Source organism: Mesorhizobium sp. B2-3-12 (assembly GCF_006442205.1).
In the GTDB taxonomy this organism is placed as follows: domain Bacteria; phylum Pseudomonadota; class Alphaproteobacteria; order Rhizobiales; family Rhizobiaceae; genus Mesorhizobium.
In genome coordinates this window covers 539371-562257 of the sequence record NZ_VFVR01000002.1, presented here as the reverse complement: position 1 = coordinate 562257, position 22887 = coordinate 539371, and the positions used below count along the sequence as shown (strand labels likewise).

27 protein-coding genes are annotated in these 22887 nt (G+C 64.0%); 21 read left to right on the top strand and 6 right to left on the bottom strand.

The features are described from left to right. Nucleotides 1-6: 6 nt before the first annotated feature. Entirely contained in the window at nucleotides 7-312 is a 306-nt protein-coding gene (locus FJ948_RS08045) for an urease subunit beta (protein ID WP_140703155.1), read from the top strand. Between the two features lie 62 nt (nucleotides 313-374). On the opposite strand, the gene FJ948_RS08040 is transcribed toward FJ948_RS08045, so the two are convergent. Both FJ948_RS08040 and FJ948_RS08035 read right to left on the bottom strand, forming a co-directional pair. Next, nucleotides 375-869, bottom strand: a complete 495-nt coding sequence (locus FJ948_RS08040; RefSeq protein WP_140703153.1) for a hypothetical protein — start codon at nucleotides 867-869, stop codon at nucleotides 375-377. A 114-nt stretch (nucleotides 870-983) separates the two neighbouring features. After that, nucleotides 984-1361, bottom strand: coding sequence for a hypothetical protein (locus FJ948_RS08035; RefSeq protein ID WP_140703152.1), 378 nt, complete (start codon nucleotides 1359-1361; stop codon nucleotides 984-986). A gap of 164 nt (nucleotides 1362-1525) precedes the next feature. Between FJ948_RS08035 and ureC the strand changes: the two genes are divergently transcribed. From ureC to FJ948_RS07990, 10 genes are all read left to right on the top strand, one after another. Next, the gene (gene ureC, locus FJ948_RS08030) at nucleotides 1526-3241 is read left to right on the top strand and encodes an urease subunit alpha (protein WP_181173628.1); all 1716 of its coding nucleotides are present in this window, start codon (nucleotides 1526-1528) and stop codon (nucleotides 3239-3241) included. 61 nt (nucleotides 3242-3302) lie between these two features. After that, complete coding sequence (locus tag FJ948_RS30520; RefSeq protein WP_246677471.1) at nucleotides 3303-3512, top strand: DUF29 family protein; 210 nt, start codon at nucleotides 3303-3305, stop codon at nucleotides 3510-3512. Beyond that, nucleotides 3506-3796 carry a DUF29 domain-containing protein gene (locus tag FJ948_RS30515; protein ID WP_246677470.1) on the top strand — a complete coding sequence of 97 codons (291 nt, stop codon included), beginning with the start codon at nucleotides 3506-3508 and terminating at the stop codon, nucleotides 3794-3796. Before FJ948_RS30520 ends, FJ948_RS30515 begins: the two co-directional genes overlap by 7 nt. A gap of 2 nt (nucleotides 3797-3798) precedes the next feature. After that, nucleotides 3799-4392, top strand: a complete 594-nt coding sequence (locus tag FJ948_RS08020) for a hypothetical protein (protein WP_140703148.1) — start codon at nucleotides 3799-3801, stop codon at nucleotides 4390-4392. A gap of 44 nt (nucleotides 4393-4436) precedes the next feature. After that, nucleotides 4437-5042 carry a glutathione S-transferase family protein gene (locus tag FJ948_RS08015; RefSeq protein WP_140703147.1) on the top strand — a complete coding sequence of 202 codons (606 nt, stop codon included), beginning with the start codon at nucleotides 4437-4439 and terminating at the stop codon, nucleotides 5040-5042. After that, nucleotides 5039-5647, top strand: a complete 609-nt coding sequence (locus tag FJ948_RS08010) for an urease accessory protein UreE (RefSeq protein ID WP_140703145.1) — start codon at nucleotides 5039-5041, stop codon at nucleotides 5645-5647. The genes FJ948_RS08015 and FJ948_RS08010 overlap by 4 nt, the downstream gene beginning before the upstream one ends. Next, a complete protein-coding gene (locus tag FJ948_RS08005) occupies nucleotides 5640-6311 on the top strand; it encodes an urease accessory protein UreF (protein ID WP_140703927.1) in 672 nt (223 codons plus the stop codon). Before FJ948_RS08010 ends, FJ948_RS08005 begins: the two co-directional genes overlap by 8 nt. Beyond that, nucleotides 6308-6748, top strand: coding sequence for a DUF3995 domain-containing protein (locus FJ948_RS08000; protein ID WP_140703143.1), 441 nt, complete (start codon nucleotides 6308-6310; stop codon nucleotides 6746-6748). Before FJ948_RS08005 ends, FJ948_RS08000 begins: the two co-directional genes overlap by 4 nt. Next, the gene (gene ureG / locus FJ948_RS07995) at nucleotides 6745-7386 is read left to right on the top strand and encodes an urease accessory protein UreG (protein WP_140703141.1); all 642 of its coding nucleotides are present in this window, start codon (nucleotides 6745-6747) and stop codon (nucleotides 7384-7386) included. Before FJ948_RS08000 ends, ureG begins: the two co-directional genes overlap by 4 nt. A gap of 81 nt (nucleotides 7387-7467) precedes the next feature. Next, complete coding sequence (locus FJ948_RS07990) at nucleotides 7468-8235, top strand: class II aldolase and adducin N-terminal domain-containing protein (RefSeq protein WP_140703139.1); 768 nt, start codon at nucleotides 7468-7470, stop codon at nucleotides 8233-8235. 317 nt (nucleotides 8236-8552) lie between these two features. Here the strand turns inward: FJ948_RS07990 and FJ948_RS07985 are convergent, their stop codons facing one another. Further along, the gene (locus FJ948_RS07985) at nucleotides 8553-9188 is read right to left on the bottom strand and encodes an HAD family phosphatase (protein ID WP_140703137.1); all 636 of its coding nucleotides are present in this window, start codon (nucleotides 9186-9188) and stop codon (nucleotides 8553-8555) included. A 242-nt stretch (nucleotides 9189-9430) separates the two neighbouring features. On the opposite strand from FJ948_RS07985, the gene FJ948_RS07980 reads away from it, so the two are divergent. After that, a complete protein-coding gene (locus FJ948_RS07980) occupies nucleotides 9431-10390 on the top strand; it encodes a sugar-binding transcriptional regulator (RefSeq protein ID WP_140703135.1) in 960 nt (319 codons plus the stop codon). Between the two features lie 25 nt (nucleotides 10391-10415). Here FJ948_RS07980 and FJ948_RS07975 read toward each other — a convergent pair whose 3' ends face one another. Further along, a complete protein-coding gene (locus FJ948_RS07975) occupies nucleotides 10416-10601 on the bottom strand; it encodes a hypothetical protein (RefSeq protein ID WP_140703925.1) in 186 nt (61 codons plus the stop codon). A 110-nt stretch (nucleotides 10602-10711) separates the two neighbouring features. On the opposite strand from FJ948_RS07975, the gene gcvA reads away from it, so the two are divergent. From gcvA to FJ948_RS07930, 9 genes are all read left to right on the top strand, one after another. Then, nucleotides 10712-11617, top strand: a complete 906-nt coding sequence (gene gcvA, locus FJ948_RS07970) for a transcriptional regulator GcvA (RefSeq protein WP_140703133.1) — start codon at nucleotides 10712-10714, stop codon at nucleotides 11615-11617. A 218-nt stretch (nucleotides 11618-11835) separates the two neighbouring features. Next, the gene (locus FJ948_RS07965; RefSeq protein WP_127871260.1) at nucleotides 11836-13146 is read left to right on the top strand and encodes a sugar ABC transporter substrate-binding protein; all 1311 of its coding nucleotides are present in this window, start codon (nucleotides 11836-11838) and stop codon (nucleotides 13144-13146) included. A gap of 123 nt (nucleotides 13147-13269) precedes the next feature. Beyond that, complete coding sequence (locus FJ948_RS07960; protein WP_140703132.1) at nucleotides 13270-14142, top strand: sugar ABC transporter permease; 873 nt, start codon at nucleotides 13270-13272, stop codon at nucleotides 14140-14142. Nucleotides 14143-14153: 11 nt separating this feature from the next. Continuing rightward, complete coding sequence (locus FJ948_RS07955; protein ID WP_140703130.1) at nucleotides 14154-14978, top strand: carbohydrate ABC transporter permease; 825 nt, start codon at nucleotides 14154-14156, stop codon at nucleotides 14976-14978. 49 nt (nucleotides 14979-15027) lie between these two features. Continuing rightward, on the top strand, nucleotides 15028-16032 hold the full coding sequence (locus FJ948_RS07950; protein ID WP_140703128.1) for an ABC transporter ATP-binding protein: 1005 nt from the start codon (nucleotides 15028-15030) through the stop codon (nucleotides 16030-16032). An 11-nt stretch (nucleotides 16033-16043) separates the two neighbouring features. Further along, entirely contained in the window at nucleotides 16044-16814 is a 771-nt protein-coding gene (locus FJ948_RS07945) for an L-iditol 2-dehydrogenase (RefSeq protein WP_140703126.1), read from the top strand. Nucleotides 16815-16978: 164 nt separating this feature from the next. Further along, nucleotides 16979-18457: a mannitol dehydrogenase family protein gene (locus FJ948_RS07940; protein ID WP_140703124.1), complete on the top strand. Its 1479-nt coding sequence runs from the start codon at nucleotides 16979-16981 to the stop codon at nucleotides 18455-18457. Between the two features lie 15 nt (nucleotides 18458-18472). After that, the gene (locus tag FJ948_RS07935) at nucleotides 18473-19156 is read left to right on the top strand and encodes an HAD-IA family hydrolase (RefSeq protein ID WP_140703122.1); all 684 of its coding nucleotides are present in this window, start codon (nucleotides 18473-18475) and stop codon (nucleotides 19154-19156) included. Beyond that, nucleotides 19153-20739: an FGGY-family carbohydrate kinase gene (locus tag FJ948_RS07930; RefSeq protein WP_140703120.1), complete on the top strand. Its 1587-nt coding sequence runs from the start codon at nucleotides 19153-19155 to the stop codon at nucleotides 20737-20739. The genes FJ948_RS07935 and FJ948_RS07930 overlap by 4 nt, the downstream gene beginning before the upstream one ends. A gap of 9 nt (nucleotides 20740-20748) precedes the next feature. Here FJ948_RS07930 and ugpC read toward each other — a convergent pair whose 3' ends face one another. Next, on the bottom strand, nucleotides 20749-21834 hold the full coding sequence (ugpC, locus tag FJ948_RS07925; RefSeq protein WP_140703118.1) for a sn-glycerol-3-phosphate ABC transporter ATP-binding protein UgpC: 1086 nt from the start codon (nucleotides 21832-21834) through the stop codon (nucleotides 20749-20751). 2 nt (nucleotides 21835-21836) lie between these two features. Further along, the gene (locus FJ948_RS07920; RefSeq protein WP_140703923.1) at nucleotides 21837-22883 is read right to left on the bottom strand and encodes an NAD(P)-dependent alcohol dehydrogenase; all 1047 of its coding nucleotides are present in this window, start codon (nucleotides 22881-22883) and stop codon (nucleotides 21837-21839) included. Between the last annotated feature and the right edge of the window lie 4 nt (nucleotides 22884-22887).

Sequence of the window (22887 nt, the reverse complement as noted above, 5' to 3'; positions counted from 1 at the left end):
GGCTCCATGATCCCCGGCGAAATCATCCCCGCCCAAGGCGACATCGAACTCAACAAGGGTCTGCCGACCCTCACCCTGAAAGTCGCCAACAGTGGCGACCGGCCGGTCCAGGTCGGCAGCCACTACCATTTCTTCGAAACCAATGAGGCGCTGAAATTCGACCGCGAACAGGCGCGCGGCATGCGCCTCGACATCGCCGCCGGCACCGCCACGCGCTTCGAACCCGGGCAGGAGCGGGACGTTACGCTGGTGCCGCTTGGCGGCAAGCGCGAGGTCTACGGATTCCAGCAGAAGGTAATGGGCAAGCTGTGAGGGCGTCTATCGCGTGGCGCGCGAGGAGTGGCTTCAGCGCAGGCACGAGCGCTGCGCGTCGCTCAGTCCGAGGGCTTGGCGGCCGCGTAGATGACGATCTTTCCGGGATCGTCGAACTCCACGGCCAGAACATCCTGGGCAAGCACACGCCGCGAATCGATGGCGTTGAAAAGCAGCGCGTTGGCCTCGATTTCCTTGCGCAGTTCGGCGACATCGTCCTGATGCTGCCGAACCTTGTTCTCGATGGCCGGCGGCGGGCCGCCTTCGCTGCGGGCCGCGTCGGTCAGGAAGACGATATCGACCTTGTCGAGCTTGGACGTCTTGCGCACCGTGCTGATGTTTTCGCGCGTGCGGTCGATCGCGGAACTGACCTTGCCGATTTCCGCGGTTGCCTTGGCCTCTTCCTCATTGACCTGCGAGCCGACGATGCGGTCGACGGTCTCCGGACTTTCAAGACCCTGCGCGTTCAGCACCGCATGGGGAGCGCTCGCCACCAGAAAGGCAGCCGCCGCAAGGGCATGCAGCCATCTGATATCGGGCAGGGTGGTGATGGTCATCGTTCGCTTTCGCGGTTTGCTTCAAGACCTGGAAAACGAAACGCCCCCGGCCCTGTCAGGGTTCCCTCCGCGGTCCGGACGGCGGACCGGATGTCGGCCCGCCGCGCCGGTTCGTCAGCTGGCTTTCTTGGTGATCAGGGTCAGCGCGCCGTTCGGCTCCATGCTGGCCGCGACCACCTGAGCCGAGGTCATGCCCTTGGCCTGGAGGGCGGACTTCACCTTGGGCGTGGCATCGATCGAGCTGCGCAGTTTCTGCAGGCCGGCGTCGCCACGCTGGGCGATCACCTGGTTGACCTGCGTCTGGGTGTCCTTCGGCAGCTCGCTGATGTCGATGACGTTGACGCTCTGGATTGCCGGCGCGGCTTGCTGACCGCCAGGGGCGGCCGGGGCGGGGGCAGTCGGAGCGGGCTGTTGCGCGGGCTGCTGCTGGGCACTGGCGGCGCCCGCCAGCATCAGGCTGGCGGCGGCTGCAAGAACTATCGTTTTGCGCATGGATTTTCCTTCCATCGATTGGGCAAACGGTCGTTGGGGGGTGACCTCCCAACCTCAACCGCCAAATGGGTCCGGAAGGTGTCGCCCAGCGGGTCATTGCGTGACCATTGGACGGCGGCAATGTGCAGCTCGGCTTCACCAACACCGCATTTCGGGAGCAATCGCTGATGGCCAGACTAACCCGTGCCGCCTACGCCCAGATGTACGGCCCGACGGTCGGCGACAGAGTACGGCTCGCCGACACCGAACTCTTCATCGAGGTCGAAAAGGATTTCACCATCCACGGTGAGGAGGTGAAATTCGGCGGCGGCAAGGTCATTCGCGACGGCATGGGCCAGAGCCAGGTCTCCCGCGCTGGCGGCGCGGTCGACACCGTCATCACCAACGCTTTGGTGATCGATGCCAGCGCCGGCATCTTCAAGGCCGATATCGGCCTGAGGGACGGCCGCATCGCGGCGATCGGCAAGGCCGGCAATCCCGATACGCAGGATGGCGTCACCATCATCATCGGCCCCGGCACCGAAATCATTGCCGGCGAGGGCAAGATCCTCACCGCCGGCGGCTTCGACGCGCATATCCATTTCATCTGCCCGCAGCAGATCGAGGAGGCGCTGATGTCGGGCATCACCACCATGCTCGGCGGCGGCACCGGCCCGGCGCATGGCACGCTGGCCACCACCTGCACGCCGGGGCCATGGCACATGGCGCGCATGATCCAGTCCTTCGACGCCTTCCCGATGAACATCGGCCTGTCCGGCAAGGGCAATGCCTCGCTGCCGGCGGCGCTCGAGGAGATGGTTCTGGGCGGCGCCTGTTCGCTGAAGCTGCACGAGGATTGGGGTACCACGCCGGCGGCGATCGATTGCTGCCTGTCGGTCGCCGACGACCACGACGTGCAGGTGATGATCCACACCGATACGCTCAACGAATCCGGCTTCGTTGAGAACACGGTAGCGGCCATCAAGGGCCGCACCATCCATGCCTTCCACACCGAGGGGGCCGGCGGCGGCCACGCGCCCGACATCATCAAGGTCTGCGGCCTGCCCAACGTCATCCCGTCCTCGACCAACCCGACGCGGCCCTACACGGTCAACACGCTGGCCGAGCATCTCGACATGCTGATGGTCTGCCATCACCTGTCGCCGTCGATCCCCGAGGACATCGCCTTCGCCGAGAGCCGCATCCGCAAGGAGACCATCGCGGCGGAAGACATTTTGCACGACATCGGCGCCTTCTCGATCATCTCGTCCGACAGCCAGGCCATGGGCCGCGTCGGCGAGGTGGCGATCCGCACCTGGCAGACCGCCGACAAGATGAAGCGCCAGCGCGGCTCGCTGCCGCAGGAGACGGGCGACAACGACAATTTCCGCGTCCGCCGCTACATCGCCAAATACACCATCAATCCGGCGATCGCGCATGGCCTGTCGAAGGAGATCGGTTCGGTCGCGGTCGGCAAGCGCGCCGACCTGGTGCTGTGGAACCCGGCCTTCTTCGGCGTCAAGCCCGACATGGTGCTGATCGGCGGCATGATCGCCGCCGCCCCGATGGGCGATCCCAACGCCTCGATCCCGACGCCGCAGCCGATGCACTACAGGCCGATGTTCGGCGCTTATGGCAAAGCCCGGACCAACTCGTCCGTGACCTTCGTCTCGAAAGCCGCGCTGGAGTCAGGGCTGCATGGCCGGCTTGGCGTCGACAAGCAGTTCATGGCTGTCGAAAACACCCGCGGCGGCATCGGCAAGCATTCGATGGTGCTCAACGACGCCACGCCGCATGTCGAGGTCGATCCCGAAACCTACGAGGTGCGCGCCGATGGCGAGTTGCTGACCTGCGAGCCGGCGACGGTGCTGCCGATGGCGCAAAGGTATTTTCTGTTTTGACGCGAACAGTGATTGGCGGACGGCGATTGGCTTGGGGCCTAAAACGGCGCATTATGCGACCATGAACAAGGTCCAGATACAGCAGCGGCATAAGTCTACACCCATTGAGGCCGACTATGCTCAGTGGTGCGCCGAGCAGGGCGCGCTGCTGCGCCAAGGTCGTCTTTCCGACCTCGATCGCGAGAATCTTGCCGAGGAGATCGAGAGCTTGGGGCGGAGCGACAAGAGGGAGATTGCGAACCGACTTGGGACGCTGCTTTTGCATTGCTGAAGTGGCAGTTCCAAGCAGAGCGACGCAAGGCAGGTTGGTTGCTCACCATTCGGGAGCAGCGGTATCAGATCAAGAAGCTCATAGATGAAAGCCCAAGCATGAAGGCCTATCCGGGAAAGCAGCTTTCCAGCGAGTTCGAGTTTGCCAGGCTGAAAGCAATTGACGAAACGGGTATGTCTGGAAGGAATTTCCCGATCGATTGTCCTTATCAAATCGCCGACGTGCTCGATCAGGAATTTTTCCCTGGCGTCCCTTGGTTGCCGGATCAACTCATTCGCGACTAGGCATGGCCACCGAGATAGCTTCTCCCCACGACATTTTCCCGCATATCCGCATCGTCATGGGCATGGTGATCGGGCTTGGCGTCGCCCGCCTGCTGTCGGGGGTGGCGCGCATCGTCCAGCATCCAGGCCAGTACCGGCTCTATCCCGTGCATCTGGCCTGGGTCGCCTCGGTGCTGCTGATGCTGGTGCATTTCTGGTGGTGGGAGTTCGGCCTCTACACCATCGAAACCTGGACCTTCGGCAAATACCTCTTCATCATCTTCTACGCCATCACGCTGTTCCTGCTGTGCGCGCTGCTATTCCCGGATTCGATGCTCGATTACACCAGCTACGAGGATTATTTCTATTCGCGCCGAGGCTGGTTTTTCGGCCTGTTGGGCGCGACCTATCTGCTCGATGTCATCGACACGCTGTTGAAAGGGCCGGAGCATTTCGCCCGCTTCGGCAATGAATATCTGTTCCGAACGCCGATCTTCGTCGCGCTCTGCATCGCCGCGATCCTGGTGCGCGAACGCCGTTTCCACATCGCCTTCGTCACGGCGGCGCTGATCTATCAGATATCGTTCATCCTGCGGCTGTTCGACACCATCGTATGACCGCGCGGGATGGTCTAAAGTTCCCGCGAATGCAGGGTTCAACCATGTACAAGGCCGTCGGATCGCGCGGATCCCGGGTCAGCCGCGTCCTCTGGATGCTCGAGGAACTCGGGCAGCCCTATGAATTCGTCGAGGTCAAGTTCCGCTCGCCGGAAGCCTACGAACTCAACCCGTCGGGCAAGGTGCCGATCCTCATCGACGGTGAACTGACGGTGACGGATTCGGCGGCGATCTGCGTCTATCTCGCCGACAAACACGCCGACAGAGGCTTGGGCGCCAATCCGGGCCTCGCTGGCCGCGCCGAAATGGATTCCTGGATGCATTTTGCCCAGTCGGAGTTCGAAGCGCCGCTGTGGAACAAGCTGCGTCATCGTTTCCTCCTGCCCAGGGAAGTGCGGGTGGATGTCGGCCCCGCGGCGGCCTATGACTTCGCCACGGAAGTCAAGGCGCTGGATCGGCGGCTCGGCGACAAGCCGTTCGCACTCGGAGACCGGTTTTCCGCCGTCGACGTGATGCTCGGCGATATGGGCGGTTGGGCCCGCGCCGGCCGCTTCCCGATCGAATCCGATCGCGTCAACGCCTATTTCGATCGCGTGCTTTCGCGCCCCGCCCGGGCGCGGGCAAAGGCTAACGGAGGCTCCATGAAATGAAGCTCAATCTCAACACCGACTTCACCAAATTTCCGCGTGCCGTCTCGGTGCTGTCAGCCGGCACGGCCGCGACCACCGCGCCATCGGGCCGTGCGGTTCTCGCCCATGACGAGCGGCATCTGCGCCGCCGCGCCATCGAACTTGCCGATGGCGGTAAGGTGCTGGTCGACCTGCCCGAGCCTGTTGCCCTGAACGATGGCGACCGGCTGGTGCTGGAGGATGGCGGCCAAATCGAGATCGTCGCGGCGCCCGAGGAGGTCTATGACATCCGCGCCCGCGACGCGGTGCATCTGACCGAAATTGCCTGGCATATCGGCAACCGCCATCTCGCCGCGAGCATCGAGGCGCACCGCATCCTCATTCTGCGCGACCATGTCATCAAGGCGATGCTGGAGGGGCTCGGCGCCACGGTGCGCGACGTCTTGGAGCCGTTCAAGCCGGTGCGCGGCGCCTATTCCGGCCATGGGGGAGGGCATGATCATGGCCATGCCCACAGCCATGCTGAAGCCCATTCCCACGCGCACGGCGAGTCGCACGCCCACGCGCACAGCCAAGCGCATGGTCATTCCCATTCACATGATGACCACCACCACGACCATGACTGATCAGCCGTCCGGCATCGCCCTGCTGCGATTGATGGCGTGGCTGTCACCGGCCTTTCCGGTTGGCGGCTTCTCCTACAGCCATGGCCTCGAGCGCGCCGTGCATGACGGGCTGGTGAGCGACGGCGACAGCCTCGCGTCCTGGCTGGAGACGCTGGTCGAGATGGGATCGGGCTGGAACGATGCCGTGCTGTTCGCCGAGAGCTGGCGCCGCGCCCACGAAGGCGGCGATCTGGCCGATGTCGCCGCGCTGGCCGAGGCACTGGCCGGCTCGCGCGAACGCCACGCCGAGACCATGCTGCAGGGAGCGGCCTTCCTGAAAGCGGCCGGCGCCTGGCCCAATTCCGTGCTGGAGCACTTGCCGGCCGAATGCGCCTATTGCATCGCTGTCGGCGCTGTCGCTGGCGGCAACGGCATTGCGCTGCGGGACGCGCTGTCCGCCTTCCTGCAAGCCTTCTTCTCCAACCTCGTCCAGGCCGCGATTCGGCTCGGCGTGATCGGCCAGAACGATGCGACCGCATTATTAGCCGGCTTTGAAGGACTGGCCATTGCGACCGCCGACCGCGCCGCGAGGTCCTCGCCCGACGACCTCGGCGGCTGCGCCTTCGTCTCCGACATCATGGCGATGAAACACGAAACACAATATTCAAGATTGTTCCGTTCATGATCCTGCTCGCCTTCGTCCTCTCCTTCGTCCTGCTGCTGATCACGGCGCTGCATGTCTATTGGGGCATAGGCGGCATCTGGCCGGGCAGCGACGCCGCGTCCTGCGCCCATGCCGTCGTCGGCTTTCGCGGCGTCGACGAAATGCCGACGCCATCAGCCAGTTTCGCCGTTGCCGCTTGCCTTGGCCTGGCAACGCTGTGGCCTCTCGCCCTCATCGATTTCTTTGCCTCGCCCTTTCCAAGGGAGGGGCTTGCCGCCACGGCGATGCTGATCGGCCTGGTGTTCCTGGGACGCGGCATTGCCGGGTTCACGCCCTGGTGGCGACGGCTGGCGCCGCAGCAGCCTTTCGCCCGGCTCGATACCAGTCTCTATTCGCCGCTGTGCCTGTTGATCGGGCTCGGCTTCGCGGTCCTCGCCATCATGGAGTTTCCGGCATGACACAACCGAACGGTCCTCTTCGCATCGGCATTGGCGGCCCCGTCGGCTCCGGCAAGACGACGCTCACCGAAAAACTCTGCAAGGCGCTGCGTGACGAGTTTTCCATCGCCGTCGTCACCAACGACATCTACACCAGGGAAGACGCGATGATGCTGGCCCGGCTGCAGGCCCTGCCGGAGGACCGCATCGTCGGCGTCGAGACGGGCGGCTGCCCTCACACCGCCATCCGCGAGGACGCCTCGATCAATTTGCAGGCCATCGCTGAGCTGAACCGCAAATTCCCTGATCTCGACATCATCTTCATCGAATCCGGCGGCGACAATCTGGCCGCCACCTTCTCGCCGGACCTTGCCGATCTCACGCTCTACGTCATCTCCGTCTGCCAGGGCGAGGAGATCCCGAGGAAGGGCGGCCCGGCGATCACCCGCTCCGATTTCCTCGTCATCAACAAGAGCGACCTGGCGCCCTATGTGAACGTCAATCTCGATGTCATGGAGAGCGACGCCGGCCGCATGCGCGGCAAGCGTCCGTTCGGCTTCACCGATCTTTCGCGCGGCAAGGGCCTGCGGGAGGTCATCGATTTCATCGTCGAGCATGGCGGGCTGCGAACCATTGGCGCCGCGAGCACGGCGGCATAGCTGGTCTCCTGCACCAAGCGAAAGCGGTTGCGGGCACCAGCGCGGCGCGGCATTCTTGCCGAAACCGGAGGATTTCTTACGATGAGCATTGCCCGCCTGCAGAAGGAAACGCTGACCAACCTGCCCTTCTACGAAGAGCGCGTCGATCTCGCCTGCGCCTTCCGTTGGACGGCGCGGCTCAACATGCACGAAGCGGTGGCCAACCATTTCTCGCTGGCCGTCAACGAGGACGGCACAAGGTTCCTGATGAACCCGAACCAGGTGCATTTCTCGCGCATCAAGGCGAGCGACCTGATCGAAATCGACGCCAACGACCCCGAAACGCTTTCCGGGCCGAATGCGCCCGACCCGACGGCATGGGGCCTGCATGGCGCCATCCATCGCAATGTGCCGCACGCGCGCTGCGTCATGCACGTCCACTCGATCCACGCCACCGTGCTGGCCTCGCTCGCCGACTCGACGCTGCCGCCGATCGACCAGAATTCGGCGATGTTCTTCAATCGTCACGTGGTCGACGCCCATTATGGCGGACTGGCCTTCGAGGAGGAGGGCGAGCGCTGCTCACAGCTTCTCACCGACCCCAAGGTCAAGGTGATGGTGATGGGCAACCATGGCGTGCTGGTCATCGGCGACACCGTCGCCGACGCCTTCAACCGCATGTTCTATTTCGAGCGCGCCGCCGAGACCTACATCAAGGCGCTGTGGACCGGCCGACCGCTGCGCACGCTCTCCGATGCCATCGCCGAGAAGGCGGCGAGCGAGATGGACGACTATCCCGGCCAGGCCGAGCGTCACCTCGCCGAGTTGAAGGCGATCCTCGACGAAGAAGAGCCGGTGTACAGGAACTGATACCGGACTCTTCCCTTTCGCCGTTTACGCTACGCTATGTACATATCTTCTGTGACTTGCGTGACTAATCGGCGCGACGCTTGATTGCCACGTGGTTCCCCCAATCCGTCGCTGCTTCGCAGCGCCACCTTTCCCCCCTCCCGAGGGAAAGGAAGGGAATCTTACTTGACAAGCGTTAACGGCAAAGTCTTGGCGCCTTTCCTCTACCCCGTCGATCGGGGGGTCCGAAGGACGGGCGAGACCCGTGGCTCGCCCCGGCAAGGTGGCTCGGCGAAGCTCGACGGAGTGGGGGTCGACCAGCGCGGCAGACGCCCTGCTTAGCTCAACCCCAATTCTCTGCGCAATTCCTCGGCGCTGTTGATGACGAGGGCGCCGGGCGGTCCTTCCATCGGCTTTTCAGGCCAGAAGATGGTCTTCATTCCCGCCGCCAGCCCCGCCATGGCGCCCGGCCAGCTGTCGTCGACCGCCACGGCGTGCGCGGGATCGACATCGGCCAGATAGGCGGCGCGCAGGAAAGGCTCGGCATGCGGCTTGCCTTCGCGCACGTCGTTGCGGCTGATCGTCTTCATGCCGGGATAGGTGAGACCGACCATGCGCAGATTGGCGTCGACGATCATCCGGTCCGAGTTGGAGACCACCGCCTGCTGCACGCCGAGCGCGCGCAATTCATTGAAGACCTCGATCGCGCCCGGGCGCGGCTTCAGCCCTTCGACCAGCGGCAGGTAATGCTCATACTTATGAACGATCCACTCGTCGAAGGGCAGTTGCAGCCCGAACTCGTCGCGCATCATTTCGTAGACCGGCCAGGCGGCAACGCCCAGCACGCGCTCATGCAGGTCGTCGGGCGGCGTCAGGCCGACATTGCGCATCGCCGCGATGAGGGCCGCCTCGTGCAGCGGTTCGCTGTCGACCAGCGTGCCGTCCATGTCCCAGAAAACCGCCTTCGGTGTCATGCAGCGCTCCTTTTTGCGATCCCTTAAAGGGTTTGCGCCGGGAGATAAACCTTTGACGGCGATAGAACATGGCCGCTGACGGAAAGGGAACCCCGTCGCGCTTGCTCCGAACAGATGTTGGTGGAGAAATTTCCATGTGTGCAGGGCAAGCATTTGCTCCTGAGATTGACAATTGCGCAGTTGGTCATTCCCTGCGAAACTGATAGGGACCGCCTGATCGGCGGGTTTCGGGGAGGCAGCACGTGAATACCCGGCAGGATGGCGGCAGCAACAGGCTGGACGACGCGGCGCGCGCCGGATGGCTATATTATGTTGCCGGCAACACACAGGACCAGATCGCCGCCACGCTCGGCATCTCACGCCAGACGGCGCAGCGGCTGGTGTCGCTGGCGGTGTCGGAAGGCCTGATCAAGGTCCGCGTCGATCATCCGATCGCCAATTGCCTGGACCTCGCGGCGCGGCTGAAATCGCGCTTCGCGCTCGACCTTGTCGAGGTGGTGCCGAGCGATCCCAATTCATCCTCCACCACCATCGGTATCGCCGAAGCCGCCGCCGCCGAGATCGAACGGCGGCTGCGATCGCCGACACCAATCGTCATGGGCATCGGCACCGGGCGCACGCTGAAAGCGGCGATCGAACAGCTGCCGCCGATGGAATGTCCGCAGCATAAGGTGGTGTCCTTGACCGGCAACATCTCGCCGGACGGTTCGGCCGCCTTCTACAACGTCATCTTCACCATGGCCGACAGGGTCAAGGCGCGGTCCTTCCCGATGCCGCTACCGGTCATCGCCTCCTCACCGCAGGAGCGCGAAATGCTGCTCAACCAGCCGATGATCCAGCCGACGCTGGCGCTTGCGGCGGAAGCCGACGTCACCTTCATCGGCATTGGCGACCTCGGCCCGAAGGCGCCGCTCTACGAGGACGGCTTCATTTCCGAAAGCGAACTGAAAGCGCTGCAGAAGGCGGGTGGCGTCGCAGAAATCGTCGGCTGGGTGTTCGATCGCGAGGGCCGCATGATCGAAGGCATCACCAACGATCGGGTGTCGTCGGCGGCGCTGCCGTCGCGCGAGAAGTCCCTGGTCATCGCGCTCGCCATGGGCGAGCGCAAGCTGCCCGGCATCCTGGCCGCCGTGAACCGCCGGCTGGTCAACGGGCTCATCACCGACGAGCGCACGGCCGCCGCCCTGCTGGGCGGCATCTGACTGTTTTGCGATAAAGCCGCCAAGGCTATTGGTGACGGCCGAAAGGGTCGTTGCCATCGAGGAAACCGAGGTCGCGCTGCAGATGCGGCGACAGGTCCCTGATATCGAGATGCGCCTTTTTCCTGGTCCCGAACCAGCCGAAACCGTCCACAAGCCACGAAATCCAGCGATGATCGGGGGCGGGAGGGCATTTTTGCTGCGTCATGGTCATGATCGTCAACCTTCGCTATCCTGAAACCCGAATGACGGGTTGAGGTGAATGTCGGCCTTGCCGGCCGCCTTTGCCAATCGAACGTCGATAACGACCCATAAGGACGCCTTATGCCTGACCTCAGCACGTCGCAGGTTTCGCAGCTGCCTCCATTGCAGGCGATCCGGGTGTTCGAGGCGGTGGCCCGGCATCTTTCCTTCACCAAGGCTGCCGGCGAACTCGCCATGACGCAGGCAGCGGTCAGCTATCAGATCAAGGTGCTGGAGGAGCGCGTCGGCGCGCCGTTGTTCCTGCGCCGGCCGCGGCAGATCGAACTGACCGAAGCGGGCCAGCGCCTGGCGCCGGCGGTCAGCGAGGCCTTTGCCATCCTCAGCCAGGCCTACGCCGCCGCGCGCGGCGGCGCGGACGGGCTGCTATGTGTCACCACGGTGCTGACCTTCGCCTCGAATTGGCTGGCGCATCATCTGGGCGCGTTCCAGATCGCGCATCCCGCGCTTGCCGTGCGGCTCGAGACGTCGAGCCGGCTGACGGATTTCGCCCGCGAGGACGTCGACCTCGCCATCCGCTCGGGCGGCGGCAAATGGCCGGGGCTGGAAGCCCATAAGCTGCTGGATGCCGATTTCACCCCGATGCTGAGCCCGAAGCTTGCGGCAAGCATCGGCGGCATCAACGAACCGGCCGATCTGCTCAAGCTGCCGATCCTCGATCCCAGCGATATCTGGTGGACGCAATGGTTCGAGGCCGCCGGCGTGCACAGCCATGACCTTGCCAAGCGGCCGGGCAGCAGCATGGGCGCGCAAGCCTATGAAGCCAACGCAGCCATATCGGGCCATGGCGTGGCGATCCTGACCCGGGCCCTGTTCAAGGCCGAACTCGCCGACGGTCGCCTGGTCCAGCCATTCGACCTGGTCGGCGACGACGGCCACGCCTATTGGCTGGTCTATCCGGAAGCCCGCCGCAACGTGCCCAAGATCCGCGCCTTCCGCGATTGGCTGCTGGCCGAGATCGCCTGCTGACCGGTCCGTCGCGCCCGCTTCAATACTGGACTCCTTGCTGTCCCGTTGCCTGATGTCCGGCGCGCGCGGCTCGCCGCCTCCATTTTCATCCGTCGGTTGTCCATCGGCAAGCCCGCTGCTGCGCTGCAGCATCGAATCCGGCTTGACATAATTCACACTTAGTGAGTAATTGCCCACAGCCAAGGCAAATGCTCATCTTGGTCCATGGGAGGAATTTGATGAAACTTCGTACGCTCATCCTGGGCTTGTGCTCGGCCAGCGCGCTGGCGTTCGCCGCACATGCCGAATCCATCACCATCGCCACCGTCAACAATGGCGATATGGTCCGCATGCAGAAGCTGACCGACGACTTCACCAAGGCCAACCCCGATATCCAGCTCAACTGGGTCACGCTCGAAGAGAACGTGCTGCGCGAGCGCGTCACCACCGACATCGCCACCAAGGGTGGCCAGTATGACGTGATGACCATCGGCACCTACGAGGTTCCGATCTGGGCCAAGCAGAGCTGGCTCCTGCCGCTCGACAAGCTCGGCGACGACTACGACGCCAAGGACATCATCCCGGCCATCGCTGGCGGCCTCTCGGTCGACGGCAAGCTCTACGCCGCGCCCTTCTACGGCGAGAGCTCCTTCGTCATGTACCGCAAGGACCTGATGGAGAAGGCCGGCCTCAAGATGCCCGACGCGCCGACCTGGGATTTCATCAAGCAGGCCGCCGACAAGATGACCGACCGCGCCAATGGCGTGAACGGCGTCTGCCTGCGCGGCAAGGCCGGCTGGGGCGAGAACATGGCGTTCCTGACCGCCATGTCGAATTCCTTCGGCGCCCGCTGGTTCGACGAGAACTGGAAGCCGCAGTTCGACCAGCCGGAATGGAAGAAGACGCTGCAGTTCTATGTCGACCTGATGAAGGCCGACGGTCCGGAAGGCGCTTCGTCCAACGGCTTCAACGAGAACCTGGCGCTGTTCCAGCAGGGCAAGTGCGGCATGTGGATCGACGCCACCGTCGCCGCTTCCTTCGTCTCAGATCCGAAGAACTCCACCGTCGCCGACAAGGTCGGCTATGCCTTGGCGCCCGACAACGGCCTGGGCAAGCGCGGCAACTGGCTGTGGGCGTGGTCGCTGGCGATTCCCGCCGGTACGCAGAAGGCCGATGCAGCCGAGAAGTTCGTCTCCTGGGCGACCAGCAAGCATTACGCTGAGCTCGTCGCGTCGAAGGAAGGCTGGGCCAACGTTCCTCCTGGCACCCGCTCCTCGCTTTATGCGAATGCCGAGTACCAGAAGGCGGCGCCGTTCGCCAAGATGACGCTGGACTCCATCAACGCCGCCGACCCGACGCATCCGACCGTCAAGCCGGTGCCTTATGTCGGCGTGCAGTTCGTCGCCATCCCTGAGTTCCAGGGCCTCGGCACCACCGTCGGCCAGTTGTTCTCGGCGGCCCTTGCCGGCCAGTCGAGCGTCGACGACGCACTGAAGCAGGCCCAGGACGCCGCGACCGCGGCGATGACCGAGGGCGGCTACATCAAGTAGGCTCCTCCCGGTGCCGAATGCCGGTCACCTCCTCGACCGGCAACGGCCGCCCGAAACCCAGTTCGGGCGGCCGCCTTTCCAACGCCTGTGAAAATTCAGTCTGATCCTTGAAGGGTGACCGTCATGGCTACTCAGCAGACCCGTTCGCTTGCCCGTTTCATGATGGCGCCTTCCGTGGTGCTGCTGTTCGTCTGGATGATCGTGCCGCTGGCGCTCACGCTGTGGTTCTCCTTCCAGCAGTACAATCCGCTCAACCCGGTCCGCGATGGCTTCGTTGGCCTCTCGAACTACGCGTTGTTCTATTCCAACCCTGCCTTCCTGCAGTCGATCCTCAACACGCTTGTCCTGGTGGTCAGCGTGCTTCTGATCACGGTAATCGGCGGCATCCTGCTGGCGCTGCTCATCGACCAGCCGATGTGGGGTCAGGGGATCGTGCGCATCCTCGTCATCTCGCCGTTCTTCGTCATGCCGCCGGTCGCCGCACTGGTCTGGAAGAACATGATCATGCACCCGCAATATGGTGTCTTCGCCGATATAGCGCGCTTCTTCGGGGCCCAGCCGATCGACTGGTTCGGGCAGCATCCGATGACGGCGGTCATCATCATCGTCGCCTGGCAGTGGCTGCCTTTCGCGACACTGATCCTGCTCACCGCGCTGCAGTCTCTCGACGGCGAGCAGAAGGAAGCCGCCGAGATGGACGGCGCCGGCTTCATCAGCCGCTTCATCTACCTGACGCTGCCGCACATGTCGCGCGCCATCACCGTGGTCATCCTGATCCAAACGATCTTCCTGCTCTCGGTCTATGCCGAGATCCTGGTGACCACCAATGGCGGCCCCGGCTACGCCTCCACCAACCTGCCCTTCCTCGTCTACCAGAAGGCATTGCTGGAGTTCAAAATCGGCCAGGCATCCGCCGGTGGCGTGATCGCCGTCATTCTCGCCAACATCGTCGCCTTCTTCGCCATGCGCGCCGTCGGCAAGAACCTGGACAAGTAAGGGAGGTCAAGATGGCACGCTCAGTCACCACCCAGCACAAGACAATCGCGACAATTGCCGCCTGGATCGTCGCCCTGCTGATCTTCTTCCCGATCCTCTATACGATCATCACCTCGTTCAAGTCGGAACAGGAGGCGATCCAGGGCTTCAACCTGATCCCGTCGGGAACCTTCGAAAGCTATTCCGAGGTCCAGGCGCAGAGCGGCTACTTCAAGTTCTTCCTGAACTCGGTGCTGCTGTCGGTCGGCTCGACCATCCTGGCCCTGCTGGTCGCCATCCCGGCGGCATGGTCGATGGCCTTCTCGCCGACCAAGCGGACCAAGGACATCCTGATGTGGATGCTGTCCACCAAGATGATGCCGGCGGTCGCCGTGCTGTTCCCGATTTACCTGATCTTCCGCGACGCCGGCCTGCTTGACTCGCGCATGGGCCTGATGGTCATGCTGATGCTGATCAACCTGCCGATCGTGGTGTGGATGCTCTACACCTACTTCCGCGAAATCCCCGGCGAGATCCTCGAAGCGGCGCGCATGGACGGCGCATCGCTGTGGAACGAGATCATTTATGTGCTCACACCCATGGCGGTGCCGGGCATCGCCTCGACCATGCTCTTGAACATCATCCTGGCCTGGAACGAGGCGTTCTGGACGATCCGGCTGACGACCACGGACGCCGCGCCGCTCACCGCCTTCATCAGCTCCTTCTCCAGCCCGCAAGGCCTGTTCTGGGCCAAGCTTTCGGCGGCCTCGACGCTGGCCATCGCGCCGATCCTGATCATGGGCTGGTTCAGCCAGAAGCAGCTGGTGCGCGGCCTGACCTTCGGCGCGGTGAAGTAAGACGTTTGCCTGAAGCAATCGGCGAAAAAGAACCCTCGGGGAGGAAACCATGGGAAACATCACGCTCAAGAACGTCTCCAAATCCTTTGGATCGACGTCCATCATCCCCGGCCTCGACCTGGTGATCGAGAATGGCGAGTTCGTCGTCTTCGTCGGCCCGTCGGGCTGCGGCAAGTCCACGCTGCTCAGGCTCATCGCCGGGCTGGAGGACACCAGCGGCGGCAGCATCAACATCGACGGCCGTGACGTCACCGGCGAGGCGCCGGCCAAGCGCAAGCTCGCCATGGTGTTCCAGTCCTACGCTCTCTACCCGCATATGACGGTAGCCAAGAACATCGGCTTCCCGCTGAAGATGGCCGGCGAAGACAAGGCCACCATCGACAAGAAGGTGGGAGACGCGGCGCGCGTCTTGAACCTCACCAATTACCTCGAACGCCGTCCCGGGCAGCTTTCCGGCGGCCAGCGCCAGCGCGTCGCCATCGGTCGCGCCATTGTGCGTCAGCCGACCGCTTTCCTGTTCGACGAGCCGCTGTCCAACCTCGATGCCGCACTGCGCGGCACGATGCGGCTCGAGATCAGCGAGCTGCACCATCAACTGAAGACGACCATGATCTACGTCACCCACGACCAGGTCGAAGCCATGACCATGGCCGACAAGATCGTCGTCTTGAACGCCGGCAATATCGAGCAGGTCGGCTCGCCGATGGAACTCTACAAGACGCCGAAGAACCTGTTCGTCGCCGGCTTCATCGGGTCGCCGAAGATGAACCTGATCGAGGGCGCGCCGGCGGCCAAATACGGCGCCAAGACCATCGGCATCCGGCCCGAGCATATGCAGATCTCGACCACGGCGGGCGAATGGAAGGCCACGGTAGGCGTGGCCGAGCATCTCGGCTCCGACACCTTCCTGCACGTCCAGGCGGATGGCGTCGGTCCGCTGACGGTGCGAGCTGACGGCGAACTCAGCGTTCATCACGGCGACACCATTTATCTCACCCCCGACAAGGCCAAGCTGCACCGCTTCGGCCCCGACGGAAAAGCGATGGCCCAGTGAGGGATGGGACAGTGAGGCTGAAAGGCAAATCGGCGCTGATCACCGGATCGGCACGCGGCATCGGCAGGGCCTTCGCCGAAGCCTATGTGCGTGAAGGCGCCACCGTGGCGATTGCCGATATCAACCTGGAGGCGGCGCGCAAGACCGCGGCTGAAATCGGCGATCACGCCTATGCGCTGAAGCTTGACGTCACCGACCAGGCCTCCATCGACGCGGCGGTGAAGGCGGTGGAGGACAAGACCGGCGGCCTCGACATCCTGATCAACAACGCCGCGCTGTTCGATCTGGCGCCGATCGTGGAGATATCCCGGGCGAGCTACGAAAAACTGTTTTCCGTCAATGTCGCCGGCACGCTGTTCACGCTGCAGGCCGCCGCCAGGTCGATGATCGCGCGGGGCAAGGGCGGCAGGATCATCAACATGGCGAGCCAGGCCGGGCGTCGCGGCGAACCGCTGGTCGCGGTCTATTGCGCCACCAAGGCCGCGGTCATCTCGCTCACCCAATCGGCCGGGCTCGACCTGATCAAGCACCGTATCAACGTCAACGGCATCGCGCCGGGGGTCGTCGACAGCGACATGTGGGACGAGGTCGACGCCCTGTTCGCCAAATACGAGAACCGGCCGAAAGGCGAGAAGAAGCGGCTGGTTGGCGAGGGCGTGCCGTATGGCCGCATGGGCAAGCCGCAAGATCTCGCCGGCATGGCCGTGTTCCTTGCCAGCGACGAGGCCGAATACATCGTCGCCCAGACCTACAATGTCGATGGCGGCCAATGGATGAGTTGAAAAGGATGGGTTGAGGGCGAAGGCGCTTCTCTTTTTTCCTCCGGAGAAGGCGCCGCGGGGCGGGTGAGGGGCCGCATGCTGGAACATCAGGTGCGGCCCCTCATCCTCGCCCTCCCCAAGGAGGCGAAACAGTCGGGCTGCAAATCGGCCAAAGGGTAAAGCAGATGACCGTGAAACTCTCTTCCTCGAACCTCGCCAGGCTGCCGTCCAAGGTCGCGGGTCCGAACTATGACCGGTCGGCGCTGAAAGCCGGCATCGTGCATTTCGGCGTCGGCAATTTCCACCGCTCGCATCAGGCCGTCTATCTCGACGACCTGTTCGGTCAGGGCATCGGCCATGATTGGGCGCTGGTCGGCGCCGGCGTGTTCGATGGCGAGAAGATCGGTCGCGGCAAGCTCGAAGAGCAGGACTGGCTGACATCGGTGGTCGAGCAGGATGAAGGCCATATGAGCGCCCGCGTCACTGGCGCGATGATCGATTTCCTGACACCGGGCGATGCCGCCGCCATCATCGAGCGGCTGGCCGACCCGGCGATCAGGATCGTTTCGCTGACCATCACCGAAGGCGGCTACTTCATCGATCCGGCCTCCGGCGTGTTCAACCCGACCCATCCCGACATCGTCGCCGATGCTCAGCAAGGCGCGACACCAAAGACTGTGTTCGGCATCATCCTGGCCGGGCTGGTGCGCCGCCGCCAGGACGGCATCGTGCCATTCACCGTCATGTCCTGCGACAACATCCCCCATAACGGCCATGTCACGTCGGATGGCGTGATCGGCCTTGCCCGCCTGATCGACGAGGATCTGGCGAACTGGGTCAGCGAGAAGGTGGCCTTTCCAAACGCCATGGTCGACCGCATCACGCCGGCAACCAGCGATCGCGAGCGCAAGATCCTCGCCGACGATTTCGGCCTCGAGGACAATTGGCCGGTGTTCTGCGAGCCGTTCCGGCAATGGGTGCTGGAAGACCATTTCACCGACGGCCGGCCGCCGCTGGAAAAGGTCGGCGTGCAGTTCGTCAAAGACGTCGCCCCTTACGAGCTGATGAAGATCCGCATCCTCAATGGCGGCCATGCCACCATCGCCCATCCGGCCGGGCTGATGGACATCCACTTCGTCCATGAGGCGATGCAGGAGCCGCTGGTGCGCGGTTTCCTCGACAAACTCGAGCATGACGAGATCATCCCGACCGTGCCGCCGGTGCCGGACACGGTGCTCGAGGATTACTACCAGCTCATCGAGAAGCGCTTCTCCAATCCCAAGATCGGCGACACCGTGCGCCGGCTCTGCCTCGACGGTTCCAACCGCCAGCCGAAATTCATCATCCCGACCATCGCCGACCGGCTGAAGGCGGGCAAAGGGGTTGCCGGTCTGGCGCTGGAATCGGCGCTATGGTGCCGCTACTGCTTCGGCACGACGGACAGCGGCGCCGTCATCGAACCCAACGATCCGAGCTGGGACCGGCTGCAAGCAACGGCAAAGGCGGCAAAGGACGCGCCCGCGGCCTGGCTTGCCATGGACGACATCTATGGCGATGTCGGCCGCGCCACCGCCTTCGTCGAGGCCTTCAGCCATGCGCTCAGCGTGTTGTGGGCCAATGGCACGCGCAGCACGCTGACGCGCTACCTCGCCGGCAAGCTCTGAGAGCCAGTCGACATCGTGGCGCCTGAACTGGTCATCTTCGACTGCGACGGCGTGCTGGTCGACAGCGAGGCGCTTTCCGTCTCGGCGCTGCTCGGCATGATCGAACTTGCCGGCGGCAGTCTCAGCGAGGACGCCGCCTACGAGCATTTCCTCGGCAAGAGCATGAAGAGCGTGCGCGAGATCCTCGGCCGCGACTTCGGCCTGGAGATCAGTGACCAGCATCTCACCGCCATGCGCGTCGACCTCATGCACAAGTTCCGCGAGGAGTTGAAGCCGATCGTCGGCGTCAAGGAAATGCTGCCGAAGCTCGGCCTGCCGTTCTGCGTCGCCTCTTCCGGCACGCTGGAACGGATTCGCTACGCGCTCGACGTCACCGGCCTGCTCACGCTGATGGAGCCGCATCTGTTCAGCGCCGCCATGGTGGCCAAGGGAAAGCCGGCGCCCGATCTTTTCCTCCACGCCGCCGCCAGTATGCGGGCGCATCCGCGCCATTGCCTGGTCATCGAGGACAGTCCGGCCGGCGTCGCGGCCGCGCGCGCGGCCGGTATGCGCGTCTTTGCCTTCACCGGTGGCGCCCACGCCGGCAACCCGGCACTGAAAGCGCGGCTTGCGTCGACCGAACCGGACTTTATATTCGCTGACATGCTGCAATTGCCCGATCTGATTGCAGGCCTGGGAGCGAGAGTTAAAGCATCTTGACGAAACAGTTTGTCTGCGCGGTCGATGTCGGCACCGGGAGCGCTCGCGCGGGCATTCTCGATACCAGTGGCACCTTGCTTGGCCGCGCCGAGCGGCCGATCGCCATGAACCAGCCAAAGCCCGATCATGCCGAGCATGATTCACGCGATATCTGGTCCGCCGTCTGCGCCGCAGTGCGCGCCGCTCGGGAAAAGGCCGGCGTCGCCGCCGGAGATATTGCCGGCATCTCCTTCGATGCGACCTGTTCGCTGGTCGTGCGCGACAGCCAAGGCGGCCAGCTCAGCGTCTCGACCACCGGCGACAGGCGGTGGGACACCATCGTCTGGCTCGACCATCGCGCCATCGCCGAGGCCGACGAATGCACGGCGAGCGGCCACGAGGTGCTGAATTATATCGGCGGCGTCATGTCGCCCGAGATGGCGACGCCGAAGCTGATGTGGCTGAAGCGTAACCTGCCGGGAACGTGGGCGCAGGCCGGCACTCTATTCGACCTTGCCGATTTCCTGACTTGGCAGGCGACCGGCTCGCTGGCGCGCTCGCAATGCACGCTGACCGCCAAATGGACCTATCTGGCGCACCAGGAAATCGCATGGCAGCGAGACTTCTTCGATCTCGTCGGCCTTGACGACCTTTTTGACCATGGCAGTCTACCCGAAAGGGCAAGCCCGGTTGGCGCCGATATCGGCCCGTTGACGGCGCAGGCGGCGGCGGAACTCGGCCTGACCGAAAACTGCCGCGTCGGCGCCGGCGTCATCGATGCCTATGCCGGAGCGCTTGGCGTGCTCGGCGGCTTCGCTGGCGACGAAGAGAATATCGGCCGCCATCTGGCGCTGATCGCCGGCACATCAAGCTGCGTCATGGCAATGTCGCCGGATCCGCAGCCTTTCGCCGGGGTCTGGGGTCCCTATTACGGCGCCGCGCTGCCGCAGCTGTGGCTGTCGGAGGGTGGCCAGTCGGCGACCGGGGCGCTGCTCGACCACATCATCCGCTGGCATGGCGCCGGCGGAGAGCCGAACGCCGCCATGCATTTCAGGATCGCCGCGCGCGTCGCCGAACTGCGCGCCGCAGAGGGCGAGAGCCTTGCCGCGAGGCTGCACGTGCTGCCGGATTTCCATGGCAACCGCTCGCCGCTCGCCGATCCGCACGCGGTCGGCGTGGTCAGCGGTCTGACGCTGGATTCGTCCTTCGACAGCCTGTGCAAGCTCTACTGGCGCACCGCCGTCGGCATCGCGCTTGGCGTGCGCCACGTGCTGGAGGCGCTTAACGAGAACGGCTATCTGATCGACACGCTGCATGTCACCGGCGGCCACACCAAGAACCCGCTCTTGATGGAGCTCTATGCCGATGCCACCGGCTGCACGGTGGTCGAGCCGCTGGCCGATGAGGCGGTGCTGCTCGGCACCGGCATGGTGGCGGCAACCGCCGCCGGGCTTTTCCCCGATCTCAACGCCGCTTGTCTTGCCATGCAGCAGGGCGGCAAGACACGCGCCGCCAATCCGGCCGCCGGCGCCCGCTTCGATCGCGACTACCGGATTTTCCTGGAAATGCATCGGCAGCGGCAGGTGCTCGACGCGATCCGTTAGACTTTCGCGCTATTGCTGGCGCAGGGATGCGCCCGATGTGGCGTCGAACAGGTGGATGTTTGCCTCCTCGAACATATATCGCACAGGGGCATGCAGCACCGGGCATTCGCGGGCCGGAACCAGGGCGCTGATCTCCTTGCCGCCGGAGCCGAATGTCACCAGCGCATCATTTCCGTGGAATTCGATGAGATCGGCGGTGCCTTGCAATATGCCGGCGTCGCCATCACGGGCTGTCTTCAGGTCCGGAGGCCGGATGCCCAGCACGGCGCGACCGCCCGGCTGCAGATGAAAGCCCGCCCCGTCTATCGACAGCGCCGTTCCGGCGCCGGTCAACGTCCAGCCGTTCCCGCTTCGGGCGACCGTCACCTCGATGAAATTCATGTTCGGCGTGCCGATGAAGCCGGCCACGAAAATATTGGCCGGCCGCCCGTAGATTTCCGCCGGCGAGCCGATCTGCTCGATGACGCCGTCCTTGAGCAGCACGATACGGTCGGCGAGCGTCATCGCCTCCAACTGGTCGTGTGTGACATAGACGGTGGTGGTCTTCAGCGACTGGTGCAGCCGCGCGATCTCGACGCGCATATGGTTGCGCAATTTGGCGTCCAGATTGGACAGCGGTTCGTCGAACAGGAAAACCTTCGGCGTCTTGATCATGGCGCGTGCGATCGCCACGCGCTGCTGCTGGCCGCCGGAAAGCTCGGCCGGCTTGCGGCCGAGATAGGGGTCGAGCCCCAGCGTCGCCGCCACCGCCCGGACCCGCTTGTCGATCTCGGGCGCAGGCACCTTCTGCCGCCGCAAACCGAAGGCGATGTTGTCGAAGATCGTCATGTGCGGATAGAGCGCGTAGTTCTGGAACACCATGGCGATGCCGCGATCGCCCGGGTCGAGGTCGTTGACCACCTTGCCTCCGATCGAGACCTCGCCGCCGCTGATATCCTCCAGCCCGGCCAGCATGCGCAGCAAGGTCGACTTGCCGCAGCCGGACGGGCCGAGGAAGACGACGAATTCGTGTTCCTCGATCGAGAGGTTGAGATCGCGGATCACCGTGGTGGCGCCATAGGCCTTGTCGACATGGGAGCAAACGATCGCGGACATGGTCAGCCCTTTTCGTCGGTCAGCAGGATTTGCAGCTTGACGTCCTGCGGGTTGCCTTCGGCGGCCCGTTCGAAGGCCTTGATGCTGTCGGAGAAAGCGTAGGTGCCAGTGATCAGCGGCTTGAGGTCGACCTTGCCGGAGGCGATGAGCTGCAGGGCGCGGTCGAAGATGTTGGCGTAGCGGAACACTGTTTCGATGCGCACTTCCTTCGAGATCGCCGCCGGCACGTTCAGGCTTACCGGCTCGACCGGAAGCCCGACCAGGACCACCGCGCCGCCGGGGCGCACAATGTCGAACAGATCGGCGAAGGCTTTCGGGCTGCCGCTCGCCTCGAAGACGATGTCGGCCCCCCAATTGCCGGTCGCGGCGGCGACGGCATCGGCCAGCGATTGCTCGCCGATATTGACCGGCACGATGCCGGCATATTGCGAGGCGATCTTCAGTTTGGGCGCGGAAAAGTCGGAAATCAGCACTTTCGAACAGCCGCCGGCAAGGGCGGCAAGCGCGATCATGATACCGATAGGGCCGCAGCCGACGACGACGGCGACATCGCCCGGGACGATGCGGGCGCGGCTTGCCGCCTGCATGCCGATGGCGAAGGGCTCGACCATCGCGCCCTCGGCGAAGGAGACATTGTCCGGCAGCCTGTAGGTGAAAGCAGCCGGGTGCACGGCATAGGGCGCAAGAATGCCGTGTACCGGCGGGGTCGCCCAGAAAGTGACATCCGGATCGACATTGTAGATGCCGAGCTTTGTCGCGCGCGACGACAGGTTCGGCACGCCAGGCTCCATGCAGACGCGGTCGCCGACCTTCAGACTCCTGACATTGGCGCCGACCTCGACGACCGTGCCTGCGGCCTCGTGGCCGAGCACCATCGGCGCGCGCACGACATAGCTGCCGATGGCGCCATGCGTGTAATAGTGCACGTCGCTGCCGCAGACACCGACCGTGTGGATGGCGATCCTGACGTCGTCGGCTCCGACATCGAACGGCAACGCGATCTCGCGCAGCGACAATTCACCTTTTTTCTCAAGCACCAGTGCTCGCATCGCG